This is a genomic window from Micromonospora sp. NPDC005252, from assembly GCF_042872475.1.
GTDB lineage: Bacteria > Actinomycetota > Actinomycetes > Mycobacteriales > Micromonosporaceae > Micromonospora.
On the sequence record NZ_JBIAKN010000001.1, the window covers coordinates 465,963 to 481,430 of the forward strand.

General features: G+C 73.8%; 17 protein-coding genes and 1 pseudogene. 13 read left to right on the forward strand and 5 right to left on the reverse strand.

All coding sequences use genetic code 11. The features are described 5' to 3' along the window. The first annotated feature begins 108 nt into the window (after window positions 1–108). From ACFYPH_RS02290 to ACFYPH_RS02320, 7 genes are all read left to right on the forward strand, one after another. Complete coding sequence (locus tag ACFYPH_RS02290) at window positions 109–267, forward strand: hypothetical protein (protein ID WP_007455302.1); 159 nt, start codon at window positions 109–111, stop codon at window positions 265–267. Between the two features lie 6 nt (window positions 268–273). Further along, window positions 274–1,149: a PH domain-containing protein gene (locus ACFYPH_RS02295; RefSeq protein WP_354855912.1), complete on the forward strand. Its 876-nt coding sequence runs from the start codon at window positions 274–276 to the stop codon at window positions 1,147–1,149. A 103-nt stretch (window positions 1,150–1,252) separates the two neighbouring features. Further along, window positions 1,253–2,143, forward strand: coding sequence for a SigE family RNA polymerase sigma factor (locus tag ACFYPH_RS02300; protein WP_387178311.1), 891 nt, complete (start codon window positions 1,253–1,255; stop codon window positions 2,141–2,143). Between the two features lie 56 nt (window positions 2,144–2,199). Next, the gene (locus ACFYPH_RS02305; protein ID WP_355066737.1) at window positions 2,200–3,402 is read left to right on the forward strand and encodes a hypothetical protein; all 1,203 of its coding nucleotides are present in this window, start codon (window positions 2,200–2,202) and stop codon (window positions 3,400–3,402) included. 242 nt (window positions 3,403–3,644) lie between these two features. Next, the gene (locus ACFYPH_RS02310; RefSeq protein ID WP_387178314.1) at window positions 3,645–4,517 is read left to right on the forward strand and encodes a PHP domain-containing protein; all 873 of its coding nucleotides are present in this window, start codon (window positions 3,645–3,647) and stop codon (window positions 4,515–4,517) included. A 41-nt stretch (window positions 4,518–4,558) separates the two neighbouring features. Beyond that, window positions 4,559–5,173, forward strand: a complete 615-nt coding sequence (locus ACFYPH_RS02315) for a MarC family protein (protein WP_354855908.1) — start codon at window positions 4,559–4,561, stop codon at window positions 5,171–5,173. A 137-nt stretch (window positions 5,174–5,310) separates the two neighbouring features. Continuing rightward, entirely contained in the window at window positions 5,311–6,138 is an 828-nt protein-coding gene (locus tag ACFYPH_RS02320) for a PD-(D/E)XK nuclease family protein (RefSeq protein WP_354855971.1), read from the forward strand. A gap of 95 nt (window positions 6,139–6,233) precedes the next feature. Here the strand turns inward: ACFYPH_RS02320 and ACFYPH_RS02325 are convergent, their stop codons facing one another. Beyond that, window positions 6,234–7,097: an oxygenase MpaB family protein gene (locus tag ACFYPH_RS02325; protein WP_354855907.1), complete on the reverse strand. Its 864-nt coding sequence runs from the start codon at window positions 7,095–7,097 to the stop codon at window positions 6,234–6,236. A gap of 50 nt (window positions 7,098–7,147) precedes the next feature. Continuing rightward, entirely contained in the window at window positions 7,148–7,576 is a 429-nt protein-coding gene (locus tag ACFYPH_RS02330; protein ID WP_354855906.1) for a Fur family transcriptional regulator, read from the reverse strand. Window positions 7,577–7,779: 203 nt separating this feature from the next. Between ACFYPH_RS02330 and ACFYPH_RS02335 the strand changes: the two genes are divergently transcribed. Next, window positions 7,780–8,262: a DUF2231 domain-containing protein gene (locus tag ACFYPH_RS02335; protein WP_354855970.1), complete on the forward strand. Its 483-nt coding sequence runs from the start codon at window positions 7,780–7,782 to the stop codon at window positions 8,260–8,262. Window positions 8,263–8,295: 33 nt separating this feature from the next. Here ACFYPH_RS02335 and ACFYPH_RS02340 read toward each other — a convergent pair whose 3' ends face one another. Continuing rightward, complete coding sequence (locus ACFYPH_RS02340; RefSeq protein ID WP_354855905.1) at window positions 8,296–8,625, reverse strand: hypothetical protein; 330 nt, start codon at window positions 8,623–8,625, stop codon at window positions 8,296–8,298. Window positions 8,626–8,720: 95 nt separating this feature from the next. Between ACFYPH_RS02340 and ACFYPH_RS02345 the strand changes: the two genes are divergently transcribed. After that, a complete protein-coding gene (locus tag ACFYPH_RS02345) occupies window positions 8,721–8,903 on the forward strand; it encodes a hypothetical protein (protein ID WP_354855904.1) in 183 nt (60 codons plus the stop codon). 644 nt (window positions 8,904–9,547) lie between these two features. Beyond that, complete coding sequence (locus ACFYPH_RS02350; protein ID WP_355066758.1) at window positions 9,548–9,775, forward strand: hypothetical protein; 228 nt, start codon at window positions 9,548–9,550, stop codon at window positions 9,773–9,775. Window positions 9,776–9,789: 14 nt separating this feature from the next. On the opposite strand, the pseudogene ACFYPH_RS02355 reads toward ACFYPH_RS02350, so the two are convergent. Continuing rightward, window positions 9,790–9,966: pseudogene (locus ACFYPH_RS02355) on the reverse strand (FmdB family zinc ribbon protein); the annotation flags it as partial. Window positions 9,967–9,993: 27 nt separating this feature from the next. Further along, the gene (locus ACFYPH_RS02360) at window positions 9,994–10,671 is read right to left on the reverse strand and encodes a 5-formyltetrahydrofolate cyclo-ligase (RefSeq protein WP_387178320.1); all 678 of its coding nucleotides are present in this window, start codon (window positions 10,669–10,671) and stop codon (window positions 9,994–9,996) included. 85 nt (window positions 10,672–10,756) lie between these two features. Here ACFYPH_RS02360 and ACFYPH_RS02365 point away from each other — a divergent pair, with 85 nt between their 5' ends. Genes ACFYPH_RS02365 through glp form a run of 3 tightly spaced genes read left to right on the forward strand, consistent with a single transcriptional unit; the run spans window position 10,757 to window position 15,399 of the window. Next, window positions 10,757–13,117 carry a diguanylate cyclase gene (locus ACFYPH_RS02365; RefSeq protein WP_387178323.1) on the forward strand — a complete coding sequence of 787 codons (2,361 nt, stop codon included), beginning with the start codon at window positions 10,757–10,759 and terminating at the stop codon, window positions 13,115–13,117. 9 nt (window positions 13,118–13,126) lie between these two features. Continuing rightward, window positions 13,127–14,089, forward strand: a complete 963-nt coding sequence (locus ACFYPH_RS02370) for a UTP--glucose-1-phosphate uridylyltransferase (RefSeq protein ID WP_354855901.1) — start codon at window positions 13,127–13,129, stop codon at window positions 14,087–14,089. Further along, complete coding sequence (gene glp, locus ACFYPH_RS02375; protein WP_139582488.1) at window positions 14,086–15,399, forward strand: gephyrin-like molybdotransferase Glp; 1,314 nt, start codon at window positions 14,086–14,088, stop codon at window positions 15,397–15,399. The genes ACFYPH_RS02370 and glp overlap by 4 nt, the downstream gene beginning before the upstream one ends. Window positions 15,400–15,468 lie beyond the last annotated feature (69 nt).

Here is a 15,468-nt window from a genome sequence, read left to right on the forward strand (position 1 = left end):
CGGGTTTGACGGAGAACGGACGCAGATCTTCACTGTACGACACCACACTGATACTCTGGGTGCCGCTGCGGTAATGGGACCCGGCGCCGCGCGAGAGGATGGCCCGCCATGGTCAAGAAGGTCCTCACCTGGGCCGGAATCGCATTCTTGATCTTCTTCGTCGCCTATCGGCCAAACTCTGCGGCTGATGTTTTCAAGTCGCTGGGCGGCGGGATCATGGACATCGCCCAGGGGTTCGGCGACTTCTTCACCAGCCTCGTCGCCTAACCGTCGATGGGCAGCCCCTCCGGTCCACCCTTCGACCCGGACGACCCCGACCGGGAACGTCGCGAGCGCGACACCGAGCCGATACCGCGGATCGGGCCGGATGACGGCCCGGGCTACGGAGCCGGTCCCGGCCTGTCCGACGGGCCGTCCCTTTCGGACGACGTCGGCTACGGCGAAGGGCCCGGCTACGCCGGCGAAGGGCGGTCCGGCCGGGGCTGGATCCGTGATCCCGAGGCCGCCTACCAGCCACCGCAGATCTCCGAGGACGAGCTCGCGGGGCTGCGTGCCGACGCGACGGGGGCGACTCCCCGGCGGGTGCTTCCGTTGGAAGACGAGCCCAGCTCGCTGGTCGCCCGCTACCTCTTCCCCACCGAGCGCTACCGGGGCGAGTGGAAGCGGCACTGGATCCACCTCACCAACCCGATCTTGATCGGCATCGCGGCGACGTTCGTGCTCGGCTACCTGTCCGGTTTCCTCGCCGGCAACAACGTGGGCGCGCTGACGACCATCGCGGTGCTGCTCTGGTTCGCCGTCATGGGCTGGGTGGCCTGGAGAGTCGCCGACTGGTGGTATGACCGGTTCATCCTGACCAACAAGCGGGTCATGGTGGTCAACGGCATCGTCACCCGCAAGGTGGCCATGATGCCCCTGGTCCGGGTCACCGACATGAAGTACGAGCAGACGCCGACCGGCCGCGCACTCAACTACGGCACCTTCGTCCTGGAGTCCGCCGGCCAGGAGCAGGCGCTGCGCGAGATCAAGAATCTGCCCAACCCGAACGAGCTGTACCTGCGAGTCGTGGAAGAGATGTACGAGCCGCAGGCGGTCGAGGCGCGGTTGGGCAAGGAGGCCGACGAGGCCAAGGCCGACGACGGGGCGTGAAAGTTTTCGTCCGAACATCGGAGCAAGTGCGCACCTTTCGTCATGGACCGACACGCCTCTGACGTGGCACTCTGCCAGGACGGTGTGGGTGCGGAGGTGTGCGGTGGCGAGCAGGGGCCCGTTGGAGGAGGAGTTTCGCGAGTTCGTCGCGGCTCGCTCCGCCGCTCTGCTCCGTACCGCCTATCTGCTCGCCGGCGACTGGGCGACAGCCGAGGATCTGCTCCAGACGGCGCTGACCAAGACCTACCTCGCCTGGAAGCGGCTCGGCGGGATCGAGGCGGTCGAGCCCTACGCCCGTCGTGTCATGGTCAACACCTCGACGAGCTGGTGGCGGCGACGCTGGCACGGTGAGCGCCCCACCGAGGTGCTGCCCGAGCGGCCCGGTGTCGACGAGATCGAGCAGCAGCTCGACCGCGACCTGCTCTGGCGGCACCTCAGGGAGCTGCCCAACCGGCAACGGGCGGTGCTCGTCCTGCGCTACTACGAGGACATGTCGGAAGCACAGACGGCAGCGCTGCTGGACATCTCGCCGGGCACGGTGAAGAGCCAGGCCTCCCGGGCACTGGCCACGCTGCGCCGACGGATGGGCGCCGCCACCCCGGACCTGGCCGACGCCCCCGGGACGGACCGGAGCGCCAACCCCGCTTCCTCCGGCCGGGGCCGCGACGCCGGCCTCTCCGCCGGGAGCCGCGACGCCACTCTCTCCGGTCGGGACCGTGGGGCTGCCCTCTCGGGTCGGGACCGTGGCGCTGCCCTCTCCGGCCGGGGCGACGCCGCGCGAGCTGGCCGAAGTGTCGACGCTGCCCGACCTGGTCCGGACGGGAGGGATGCGGGGGGCCGTGCCGCGGTGACGCCGCGTCCGGCGGCCGGCCGGGCCGGGCCGGGCGCGGTCGCACCCCGCCCGTCCGTGCCCCGCCCGATCGCACCGGCGGTCGAGCTGCCCACCGCTCCGGCGGTCGTGCCCGTCGGCACCGGCGCCGGGGACCAGCAGTGAGCGCATTCCCCCGGCGGCCCGACAACCTGACGGGCGGTCCGCAGCGTCCTAACCAGGTGCGACGTGACCAGCTGGAAGGTGCGGTGCGGGAGACTCTCTCGCACCAGGTCGCCGTCGCCCGTCCACTGACCGCCGACCCGGCCGGTCAGGCCATCCGCCGGGCCAAGCGGATCCGACGGCGGCGTGCCGGTGTCGGTGTCGCGCTCGGAATGGTCACCACCGTGCTGATCGGCGCCGGCATGACGCAGCTCGCCGACGAGACCGGCCGGCAGGGCCCGCCCATCGTCGTGATCGGCGATCCGGATCTGTCCGTCCGGCCGCTCCCCTCGGCCGCCGTCGCCCCACCCGCGCCGTCGCCCGGAACGCCCGCCGGTCTGCTCCTCGACGGCACCCTGATCAACGCCGACGGCAAGCGGCTGGCGCTGCCCAGCGTCGGCCCCGCCGAGCGCGCCCACAGCCTGCCCAGCGGCGCCGGTCTGCTGGTGGTCGGTGCCCCGACCACCGCCGGCCGTTCCCTCTGGGTCGCGCAGGACGACGGCCTGGTGCAGGTGCTGCTGGCCGGCGCGGGCCAGATCGTTCTCGCGCCGGACGCCAGCCAGGTCGCCTGGCGCGACGGCAAGGACCTGCTCGTGGCGGGGGTGGTCGGGAGCCAGCTCATCGGCACGGTACGCATTCCGGTCCCGGACGGCGCGGAACCCGTCCGGTTCGTCGGAAACAGCGTGCTGGTCCGGCTCGACCGGGACGGGCCGGCCCACGCCCTGTGGCGGCCCGGCGCGGGGGAGCTGACCGCGGTGTCCGAGCGGGGCACCCTGAACGTCTACGGTGCGCTGCCCGACGGGCGGCTGATCGGTCAGGTGTCCGCGAGCGGGCCGGGTGGGACCTGCCTGGCGGCGCTCGACCCGAAGCGGGCTCTGAAACCGGTACGCACCGCCTGCGGCGCACAGTTGAGCCTGGACGGCGCGGGCGGCGTGTCCGACGACGGGCGGTGGCTTCTGGTGAACGGGAAGGTCGGCGCGAGCGACCGGGCCCTCCTGGTCGATCTGCAGCGGCTCGGGACGACGCTGAACGCCATGCCGGCCGGCCCGGCGCTGAGTGGCGCTGTCGCCTGGACGACCCGGACGGACGTCTCCTACGTCGACAGCGCCGGCAAGCTGGTTCAGGTCGACGTCGAACGGGTGCGTGCCGGGCAACCGGCCGAGCCGGTGCCCGTGGCCGGCCTCCAGCCCGGTGACCGGCCGGTCCTGGTCACCGGCTCCTGATCCGCACCCGGGTCGCTCCCCGGAGTGGTCGCGGCGTCCCGCGCTGCGATCGATCGCCTCGGCTCGCTGGCCGGCGTTCCCGTCCCTGCGCCGCGGGGGCCTGGCCCACGGGCGGGCCCACGGCCTGGCGCACGGGCGGGCCCACGGCCTGGCGCACGGGCCGGCGCGCGCTGAGGGCCGCGCTCTACGGCTGGCCGGCACCTACGCGAGCCGGATTCGGGTCTGCTGGGTAGCGTCGGGAGGTGACCTCGCGTACCGGCCCCGCGCCGCGGATCGACCTGCACGCCCACTCGACCGCCAGCGACGGCACGCTGAGCCCGGCCGACCTGGTCCGCGCCGGCGCCGACGCGGGTCTGGACGTGCTGGCCATCACCGACCACGACACCACCGCCGGTTGGGCGCCGGCCGTACGGGCGCTGCCGCCGGGTCTGCGCCTGATCCGAGGCGCCGAGCTGTCCTGCCACTGGTCGGGCGCGCAGCCGCCGGTGCCGCTGCACCTGCTGGCGTACCTGTTCGACCCGGACCACCCGGAGCTGGTCGCCGAGCTGACCCGGGTGCGGGCCGCCCGCGAGGCACGCGGCGAACGGATCGTGGCGCTGCTGCGCGCCGACGACATCGACGTGAACTGGCCGGACATCCTCTCCGGGGCGGGCGGCGGCACGGTGGGTCGCCCGCACATCGCGCAGGCGCTGATCCGCGCCGGTCTGGTCGCCAGCACCCGGGAGGCGTTCGGCCCGGACTGGCTGGGCGAGCGGTACCGGCTGCCGAAGGACGACATCGACGTCTTCCGTGCGGTCCGGCTGGTCTGGGCCGCCGGGGGCGTACCGGTCTTCGCCCATCCCCGCGCCACCCGACGCGGCCGGGTGGTGCCCGACGAGCTGATCGCCGAGCTGGCCGCCGCCGGGCTGGCCGGCCTGGAGGCCGACCACGAGGACCACAGCCCGGCCGAGCAGGCCCACGTACGCGCGCTCGCCGCCGAGTTGGGCCTGCTGGTCACCGGCTCCTCCGACTTTCACGGCACCCACAAGAGCGTCCAGCTCGGCGCGTTCACCACCGGCGTCGAGGCGTACGAGCGGATCGTCGCCGCCGGGGTGACCGAGGTCGCTTCGGGCTGATCCGGGTATTTCGCCCACCAGGGCGCGGCTAGGTTGATCACGTGGATCTGAAGCTGTTCGGCGAGGTTTTCGTGACCCTGCTGGTGATCACCGACCCGCCGGGCATGATGCCGATCTTCCTGGCGCTGACCGGGCCGTTGCCCGCACGGGACCGCAACCGGGCGGCCTGGCAGGCCGTCGCGCTGGCTCTCGGCGTAATCGTGATCTTCGCGGTGGCCGGGCAGACCCTGCTCGACTACCTGCACGTGGACCTGCCCGCGTTGCAGGCCGCCGGTGGGCTGCTGCTCGTCCTGGTCGCCCTGGAGCTGCTGACCGGCAAGGCCGACGATCCCAGCCAGCAGGTCACCTCGAACATCGCGCTGGTGCCGCTGGGCACCCCGTTGCTGGCCGGTCCGGGCGCCATCGTGGCGACCATGCTCTTCGTTCAGCAGGCCGACGGGCTGGGTGACTTCACCGCCATCGCCGCGGCCATCCTCGCCGTCATGGTCGCGGTCTGGATCGTGCTGCGCTTCTCCGGCGGCATCGTGAAGATCCTGCGCCCCGGCGGCATCGAGGTGTTGACCCGGATCGCCGGCCTGCTCCTGGCCGCGATCGCCGTACAGCTCATCGCCGACGCGGTGGCGGCCTTCGTGACCCAGTACGTGAACATGGCCTGACCGGCACACCCGGAATGTCGGCGGTGGATGGCAGGATCGCAGGCGTGCGACGAGCCTCTTCAGCCGGACGACCCGCCGCAGGCGGTCGGGCCCCTCAGCAGCGCCCCGGTGGCGCCGAGCAGCTCGGCTTCGAGGGGATGCCGGAACGGCTGTTCGTCTGCACCCCGAGCAAGCTCGGCGCGTACGCGGACTGCCCCCGCCGCTACCGCTACTCCTACGTCGACCGGCCCGCACCGCCGAAGGGCCCGCCGTGGGCACACAACTCGCTCGGCGCCAGCGTGCACACCGCCCTCAAGAATTGGTACGCGCTGCCCGCCGACCGACGCCGCCCCGAGGCGCTGGCCACCCTGCTCAAGGGCACCTGGGTCCGTGAGGGCTACCGCGACGACGAGCAGGAGCGGGCCGCCTACCGGCGAGCGTTGAGCTGGCTGGAGGCGTACGTCGAGACGCTGGATCCGGAGTCCGACCCGCTCGGTGTCGAGCGGGTGGTGGCGGTCAAGACCGCGGTGCTGGCCTTCAACGGCCGGGCCGACCGCATCGACTCGCGCCCCGGGCCGGAGGGCCCGGAGCTGGTCATCGTCGACTACAAGACGGGTCGCACCGGGCTGGACACCGACGACGCTCGGGGCTCGCAGGCGCTGGCGCTCTACGCGTACGCGGCCGAGCGGGTGTTCCGTCGGCCGTGTCGCCGGGTGGAGCTGCACCACCTGCCGACGGGCACGGTCGCCGGCCACGACCACACCGTCGAGTCGCTGAACCGCCAGTTGACCCGGGCCGAGGACACGGCCCGCGACATCATGGCCGCCGAGCGGGCCGTCGCCGACGGCGGCGATGCCGACGAGGCGTTCCCGGTGGCGCCCGGCCCGCGGTGCGGTTGGTGCGACTTCCGGCGGCACTGCCCGACCGGGGCACAGACGCCGGGCAAGGAGCCGTGGGCGGCCGTGGACCGGTCCGCCGACGCCTGACCCCGTGCGGCCTGCCCGCACCTGACTCCGTGCGGCCTGTCCGCACCTGACACTGTGCGGCGTGTCCGCACCTCGCCCCGAGCGGGTCCGGCTGGTCAGCCGGCCAGCGGGGTCGCCGTGTGACGTTCGGCCCGCTCCTTGGCGGCCTGCATCAACGGCCCCTCCCGATAGCGGCGCGGTACCGCGGCGAGCGCCAGGCGCAGGGCGCGCACGGTGAGGTCCGCCGACAGCTCGGTGGTGGGCAGCCCCAACCCGCCGTACATCCGTCGGGCCCACGGAGGCAGCAGCGCGAGCGCGGTGCCAGCGATGCCCAGGTACGCCCAGCGCGGCGGGCCGAGGGTGAGGCCCAGCCGAGCCGGCAGGCTGAGCTTCCACGGCAGCGGTGGGGCGGTGAGGAAGATCGCCGTCTCGGCGGCCTCCCGGGTCATCCGCAGCTCCGGCCGCACCGCGCGGTAGTACGCCGCCACCTCGGCGGCGGTGCCCGGCACCGTGGCCGGGTCCAGCCCGACGAGGCCGGCCGACCGACGCTGCTCGGTGTAGTAGCCGTCCACCTCGTCGTCGGTGAGCGGCAGACCCGCCCGCCGGGCCGTGCTGAGGAACGATTCGACCTCGGTGACGTGCACCCAGCGCAGCAGGTCCGGGTCGTCGATCCGGAAGTCCTCGCCGGTGTCGGGGTCGGTGGCCCGCAGCCGGGCGTGCAGGCGACGCAGTCGCGCCCCGGCCTGCTCGGCTTCAGCCGTGGTGCCGTAGACGGTGGTCGCCACGTAGGTGGCGGTACGCACCAGTCGCCCCCACGCGTCGGTGCGGTAGTTGCTGTTTTGCGCGACCCCGGCCATGGCCCGGGGGTGCAACGCCTGGAGGTAGAGCGAGCGCAGGCCCGCGACGATCAGGATCGGCTCCTCGTGCACCTTCCACGTGACCGAACCCGGACCGAAGAGGCCGAGGTCATCGGAGTCCACCGACCAAGCGTGCCACGGCCCACCGGTCGGTGTCGGTGGTGCGGGCCGGGTCAGCTGTCGGCGGCGCGGCGCGACTGGCAGCTCGGGCAGAGGCCCCAGAAGGTCACCTCTGCCTCGTCCACCTCGAAGCCGTGCGCGGTGCCCGGTTCCAGGCACGGGGCACTGCCGACGGTGCAGTCGACGTCGGCGATCTCGCCGCAGCCCCGGCAGACCACGTGGTGGTGGTTGTCGCCGGCGCGCGCCTCGTACCGGGCGGGACTGCCGGCCGGCTCGATCCGGCGGGACAAGCCGGCCCGGCTCAACGCCCCCAGCACGTCGTAGATCGCCTGCGTGGAGACCGAGTCGAGGCGTTCGCGGACCCGGCGGGTGATCTCGTCGACCTCCAGGTGACCGCCGTCGGCGAGAACGTCGAGCACCGCGAGGCGCGGTCGGGTGACGCGCAGGCCCCTCGACCGCAACAGCTCCTCGCCACCGGACATGCGCCAATGACAGCACGTACGACCAGCAGCGACAACCGTCGCCCGCTGGGGGTGGCCACGGACACAGCCCGCAGGACCGACCTGCGGGGTCGCGCCGTGCTGAACCTGATCGCCGGCGCGCGCGTGTCTCCGGGCGAGAGCTCGGGGACGACCGGCGGCCCGTACGCTGGCGATCCCTCACCGTGATCCACCTGGAGGTGTCGATGTTCGAGGAGATCCTGGGTCTACCGGTACACGTCCTCGTGGTCCACGCGGTGGTCGTCATGGTCCCACTGCTGGCGGTGCTGGCCATCGGATACGTGGGGCTGCCGCGCTGGCGGCACCGACTGGACTGGGCGCTGGCCATCCTCGCCGTGGTCGCGCCGGTGACCGCGTTCGTGGCCGTGGAATCCGGTGAAGCCTTCACCGACGCCCTGGTCGCCAGCGGCTACCAGGGCCAGATCCTCGACCAGATCTTCGAGCACTCCCGCTACGGCGACATCCTGTTCCGGATCGTGGTGCCCCTGGGGATCGTGGCCATCGCGCTGCTCGTGGCGACCAGTGGGCACCCGCGGGTGCCGCGGCTGCCGGCACTGGTGACGCCGGTGCTCGCGGTGGCGACCGTCGCGCTGGCCATCGCCGCCCTGATCTACGTCTACCTGACCGGTCACTCCGGCGCCGAGGCCGTCTGGGGCACCACCCTCTGAGCGGCCGGTCGGGGTGGGCGCCACCGACGCCGCTCAGAAGATGAGGCGCGAGCAGAGCAGGCAGACAAGAGCCACCAGCACCACGGCGGCTGCGGCGCCGAAGCCGTAGGTGACCCGCTGGGAACGCTGCTCGGCCGCATCCAGGACGGCCATGTCCTGTGGCGGAAGCTGTCGGGGCGGGGCCGGTTCCAGGTGCACCGGGGGACGCCAGCCGGCCGGGGGCGGCACGCTCGGGGGTGGCCCCGCGTACCCGCTCGTGGGTGGGGTGGCGGGTGGGGGTTGGTCCGCCATCCCGCCGTCGCCGGTCCCGGGCCGGCGCCAGTAGTCGTCGTCCGGGGTGCTGCCACCGCTGGGGGTCGTCACGGCGTCCGACGCTACCAACGGAGCCGGCGGCCCGGTCGCTTCTGGTCGATGTGCCAACCGTCGGCGAGCGGTCGCCTGCGCTAGTCTTGCCGCTCGTGAGCACCGAGGACCCCGGCACGCAGGGCGCGCGCGGCGATGATGACCGCACCGTCGACCTGAGCGACGACTTCGTGGTGCTGCCCGAGCAGACCACGGACGACACCGACCACGGCTGGGGCGAGCGGAGCAGCGGCAACGACGACTGGCTCCTCGCCCAACGCCCCCCACACTGGGACTGACCCCGACGCCGCGCCTGCGGGGCGGGCCACCGGCAGCGCGGCGGGTCGGGCAAGCCAGGCCCACACCCCGACCGCGACTCTAGGGCGGACAACCGTCAGCACGGCGGGTCGGGCTAGCCGGACCGGCGCCCCGGCCGCGCCGTTGGTCGCCGGGCAGCCGGTCGCGGTGTGCTGGCCGGACGGGGTGTCCATCCCGGTTGGGGTGTGCAGAATCGCGGCGGCGAGGCCGAGCAGCGCGGCGACCAGCCCGGCCCGCAGCAGGGTGCGACCGCCGGGCAGGGCCGGCCGGCGCAGCGGGCGCAACGCCCGCGCGGAGTCCAACTTGCGGGTGATCATCTGCCGCCTCCGTCCCGGGTGCCGTCGTGGTGACACCCGTAGAGCGGCAGGTTAGGCCGGCAACGGCCGGCGCTGCGGACCCCTCGTCCCCGCCTGTGGACAACTGACCGGCCTGTGGATAACGCCCATCTACCGGCTGGATCTGCTATCGCACCCGGCGGGACCCGCTATGGCACGGAAAGGGAATCCGGGCGATCGACCCGGCCCGGCCGACTTTCGGGAACCCGAGTGGATCAAGGATGGACAGCGCCGCCCGGGCGATCGCGGGCGGCGCTGTCGGCGAGCTTGGGGAAGGCTGAGGTCAGGACGTGGAGCTGGCCGCCGGAGCCTTGCCGCCGCCCGACCCACCGGACGAAGACCCACCGGACGAAGACCCAGACGACGACCCGGACGACGAGGACGAAGACGACGATCCGGAATCCCCACCCGAGGACGAGGACGACGAGGACGACGAGGACGACTCGGACTTGGCCGGCTTGCTCGGCGTGCCTCCAGCGGAGGTCTCGGAGACGGACGCGCGGGAGTCGGTGCGGTAGAAGCCCGAGCCCTTGAAGACGATGCCGACCGAGTTGAAGACCTTGCGCAGCCGCCCCTGACACGCCGGGCACTCGGTCAGCGGCTCGTCCGAGAAGGACTGCACCGCCTCGAGCTGGTGACCGCACGCGGTGCAGGCGTACTGGTACGTGGGCACGTTCTCCTCCGGTATCTGAGCTCGGCCAGTTGGCACTCGACGTATTCGAGTGCCAATGGTGCGTCATTCGCCCCGGGTTCGTCCAGCGGACGTGTGGGGCGCGACACCCTGCGCCGCACCCGGGCCGTCGTCAAGCGTACGCATCCCGTCGGTGGGGGTGACGACCGCGCGGACCGGACGGTCGTGCGGCTCCGCCGGCAGCGCCTCGACCAGCTCCCCGTCGTGCAGCGGGACCACGGTCAGGGTCGCCGTGGGCACCCGTGCCAACGCCCGGTCGTACGAGCCGCCGCCCCGGCCCAGCCGTCGGCCGCGTCGGTCGACGGCGAGCGCCGGCACGACCACCAGCTCCGCTCCGGTGACCGCGGCCACGCCGAGGCGGGGGCCGGTCGGCTCCCGCATACCCCGACCGGCCGCGCTTAGAGCATCGGGTCCGGAGTACGCGGCCCAGTCCAGGTCCAGGTCGGGGAGGAGCACCGGCAGCAGCAACTCGGCGTCGGGCGGCAGCGCCGACCGCAACACCTCCGGCAGGTCGGCCCCGCCCGGCTCGGAGCCGACCGGGACGTACGCCGTGATCCGGCGCGGGCGCAGCCGGCGTACCAGGGCGACCAGCTCGGCCTGGACGCGCCCGGCGGCCTCGGCCCGCGCCGGAGCGGTCAGGGCCCGACGGCGGGCGAGCAGGTCGACGCGGGTGTCCCGCTTCGCCACTCGGGTCACTTCCGCTTCATCAGAAAATTCCGGCACGCAACACTCCTGACGCAACGCCACTCCCACGGTTGCTCTGTGTCAGCATCGCAAGCAACGGAGGCGGAACTTCCGGGGGGACCGAGTGACGCTACGCGGGCGGTTGACGGCAGCCTTCCTCGTGGTGGTGCTCGGCCCGGTCCTGCTCGGGGCGTTCTTCGTGGCCTCCACCGTCACGGCCGTCGACCGCAGCCGGTCCACCGAGCGCCTCGCGGTGGCGGCCTCCACGGTGCGTACCTCAGTCGACGCGCTCTGCCAGCAGCTGCGCGCCGCCGCCGACGCGGTCGCCCTCACCGGTGACCCGGCCGTCGCCGCCGGCCAGCTCGTCGGCCGTGGGCTGGCCGCAGCGGTGCTGGTCACCGACGTGAACGGACGCGTCACGTACGCCTCGCCCGGCGCTCCGTCGACCCCCTGGCGGGACTGCTCCGAGCCGGCCACCGCGTCGTCCGGCCCGGTCCGCGCGCTGGCCGCCCGGGTGGACCGCCGCGACCCGGCCGGCGCGCTACTGGGCACGGTGGCCGCCGCGCACCTGGTCGACCCGGCCTTCGTGGCCCGGCTGGCGGCGGTGACCGGGGTCGCGGTCACCCTGCTCGACAGCGGCGCGAGCGCCGCCCGCGTCACCCACACCACCGAGTCCCGGGAGGTACGCGACGCGGTGCTGGCCGCCGCCGGGGCCACCAGCGGTGAGCGCGTCACCGAGAGCACCAAGGGTCGGTACGTGCGCCGGATCGGGCCGTCCGCGGGCCAGCCGCTGCCGCTGGTGTTGTCGGTGCCGAGCGAGCGGCCGCCCGGGCTGCATGTCACGCTTGCCGGCGTGGTCGTGCTGGCCGGGCTGCTCGCCGTGTTCACCGCCTGGCGTCTGGCCCGGGTGACCACCCGGCCACTGGTGGAGCTGGCCGGAGCGGTCGACCGGGTGGCGCACGGCGACCTGACCGCCCGGGTGCCGGTGCGCAGCCGCGACGAGCTGGGACGGCTGGCGGCCGCGTTCAACCGGATGACCCGCGAGACCGGGTCGTACGTCGCGGCGCTGACCAGCAGCCGCGACCAGCTACGCGGGCACCTCGCGGTGCTCGGCGACACCCTGGCCAGCACCCACGACCTGCAACGCATCCTGCGGGTGATCCTGCACAGCGCCATCGCGGCCACCGGGGCGCGGGCCGGCGCGGTGCTGCTGGTGGAGGCCGGCGGGGTGCTCGTCGCGCAGTGCAGCGAGGGGTTGGACGGGCGCTGGCCGGCGGGGGACCAGGACGGGTCGCAGGGACTGCGGGTGCCCGTGGGCGTCGGTGTGGTCGGCGTGGTGGCCGCGACCGGCGAGCCGCAGCGGGGCCGGGTGGAACCGACCGAGGCCCCTACCGGCGAGCCCCGCTGCCGCACCTACGTCGCGGTCCCCTTCGCCACCCCGGGCGGCGCGAGCACAGCGGGCGGCGCGAGCACCCCGGGCGGCGCGAGCACCCCGGGCGGCGAGAGGAGTCCCGACGAGGCCGGCGCCGCTGCGGCCGCGCTCGGTGTGCTGGCGCTCTACGACCGGGTGGGCGCGGACGAGTTCGACGACGACGACCTGGTCAACCTGCGCACCTTCGCCGGCCACGCGGCCGTGGCGGTGGAGAACGTCCGGGTGCACGAGGAGGCGCAGCGGCTCTCGCTCACCGATCCGCTCACCGGGCTGTGGAACTACCGCTACCTGCGCGAGTCGATCCGGCGGGAGGTGGAGCGGGCCAGCCGGTTCGGCCGGATGCTCAGCGTCCTCGCCCTCGACCTGGACCGCTTCAAGGACGTCAACGACACGTACGGGCACGCGGCGGGGGACACCGTGCTGGCCGAGTTCGCCCGGCGGGTACGCGGTGAGATCCGCGAGGTCGACCTGGCCTTCCGGCAGGGCGGCGAGGAGTTCGTGCTGCTCCTGCCGGAGACCGACGCCCGGGGTGCGGCGATCGTCGCGGAGCGGCTGGGCGCGGCGGTGCGCGAGACACCGATCGCGGTCGAGGCGTACGCGGGGCCGATCGTGGTCACCGTGTCGGTGGGCATCGCCGTCTACCCGGACCACGGCAGCACCGGACGGGAGGTGCTGGAAGCCGCCGACGACGCCCTCTACGCGGCCAAGGCGGCCGGCCGGGACACCTATCGCGTGGCCGAGGCCCGCCCCGACGTGCCGACGCGGGAGATACCGGTACCCGCTTGCGCCGTCAGCCCACCCGACGGGCTGCCGCGTGCCGGCCGGCCCGTGCAGGCGCCCCGGGAGCCGGGCGGGCACGCCCGGTCGGAGTCGACTGCTGGCGTACCGGAATCGAACCGGTCGGGGCCCGCGCACGCCGGCCCGGATCCGGCGGACGAGCCGGCGGCCACCGCCGCGGACGCCGCGCGGGCCGGCCCCGACGTCACCCGGCCGGGGTCGGGCGGCGGCGCGTCTTCTGGGCCACACCCGCCGCGGCAGAGCCGTGGCCGATAGTCTCGCGGCATGTCGGAGCACTCAGCGAACCCCTCATCGACGGTCGCCGCAACCGGCCGTCCCGTGGCGGTCAAGGCCGTTATCCCGGCCGCCGGACTGGCCACCCGCTTCCTGCCGGCCACCAAGGCGGTGCCGAAGGAACTGTTGCCGGTGGTGGACCGGCCGGTGCTGCAGTACATCGTCGAGGAGGCCACCCAGGCCGGCATCGGCGACGTGTTGCTGATCACCGGCCGGGGTAAGACGTCGATGGTGGACCACTTCGATCGACGCCCCGACCTGGAGACCAGGCTGGAGGAGAAGGGCGACGCCGAGCGGCTGGCCGCCGTGCGCCGGCCCAGTGAGCTGGCCGAGATCTACACCGTCCGGCAGCCGGAGCAGCTCGGGCTGGGCCACGCCGTCGGGTACGCCGAGTCCCACGTCGGCGACCAGCCCTTCGCGGTGCTGCTCGGCGACGAGTTCGTCAAGCCGTCCGAGCCGCTGCTGCCGGCGATGCTGGAGCTGCAGGCCCGCACCGGCGGCGTGGTGCTGGCCTTCTTCGAGGTCGACCCGGCCGACACCAAGCGCTACGGCATCGCCTCCGTCGAGCCGGCCGAGGCGGAGCTGACCGACATCGGTGAGGTCGTCAAGGTCACCGGCATGGTGGAGAAGCCGCAGCCGGAGGACGCGCCGAGCAACCTCGCGGTGCTGGGTCGGTACGTGCTGCCCGGCAAGATCTTCGACGCGATCCGCCGGACCAAGCCGGGCAGCGGCGGCGAGATCCAGCTGACCGACGCCATGGAACTGCTGCGCACCGAGGGCACACCGGTGCACGCGATCGTCTACCGGGGCACCCGCTACGACACCGGCATGCCACTGGGGTACCTCCAGACCGTCGTGCAGATCGCCGCCGAGCGCGAGGACCTCGGCAGCGAGTTCCGCTCCTGGCTGGCCGAGTTCGTCAAGGCCGACGCGGCAGGCGGATCTGGTACATGACCGCGACGGCCGACGCCGAGGCGGCCGCGAACGAGTTGACGCCGCTCGCCGACTACCTGGGCAGCGTGCTGCGCAGGTTACGAGCGCTGCCGCCACTCGACCTCGACCTCACCCAGGCGCACGGCAACGTCCTCGCCGAGGACGTCGTCGCGCCGCACGCCTTCCCGGCCTTCGACCAGGCGGCCGTGGACGGGTACGCGGCCCGGTGGGAGGACATTTCCGGAGGGGGCCGGGGCCCGAGCTACGTCCCGGCCCCCTCCGGCACGCCAGGCGGCCGGACCATCCGGCTCAACGTGGTCGGCGACCTCGGCGCGGCGAGCTGGCGGCCGGTGCGGCTCACCCCGGGCTCGTGCTTCTCGGTGGCCGCCGGGGCGCCCCTGCCGGTCGCCGCGGACGTCGTGGTCCCGGTGGAGTGGACCGACCAGGGCATGGCCGCCGTGGAGATCTTCCGCACCCCCAAACGGGGGTACGGGGTACGCCGCGCCGGTGAGGAACTGCCGGCCGGCACCCTGCTCGCCCGCGCCGGCACGTACGTCTCGCCGGCGCTCGTCGCGGTCTTCGCCGCCACCGGCATCGGGCACGTGGTGGTCCGGCCCAGCCCTCGGGTGGTCATCGTGGCCACCGGCGACGAGTTGGTCGACGTGGGCCGGGGCAGCCAGCCCGGTCAGGTGGTGGACGCGAACTCGCACGCGCTGACCGCCGCCGCCGCCGAGGTGGGCGCGCTGGCGTACCGGGTCGGTATCTGCGACGACGACCCGGAAGGGCTGCGCGGGCTGCTGGAGGACCAGACCCTGCGCGCCGACTTGATCATCACCACCGGGGGGACCGGCACCGGCCCCGGGGACATGGTGCGGCGGATCCTGTCCCGCCGCGAGGGTGGCCGCGCCGGGCCGGTGACCTTCACCGACGTCGCGCTCTATCCCGGCACCGCGCTCGGGTTCGGCACCGTCGGCGCCGAGGAGGTGCCGGTGGTCTGCCTGCCCGGTGACCCGGGGGCCGCGCTGATCGGTTTCGAGGTGCTGGCCCGCCCCGCCATTCAACTGCTCGCCGGCGCCGAGCCGGTGTTCCGGCCCAGCGTCCGGGCGCACCTGCTGGAGACCGTGTCGTCCCCCGGCGGGTTGCGGGAGTTCCGGCCCGCGCACGTCGCGGAGCGGCGCGGCGGCGGTTACACCGTGCAGCCGCTGCGCGGCGGCCCGTTCACCCTCTCCGGCCTGGCCGAGGCGAACGGGCTGCTGGTGCTCGGCGAGCGGGTCACCACCGCCGCCGCCGGCTCCACCGTGGACGTCCTGCTGCTCGACCGGCGCCGGTGAGTGCGCTCGGCTGTTCTTCGACGGTGCGCGTGGTGGGTCCACTTGCGCACGATCCGGTCCCGCGCGGGA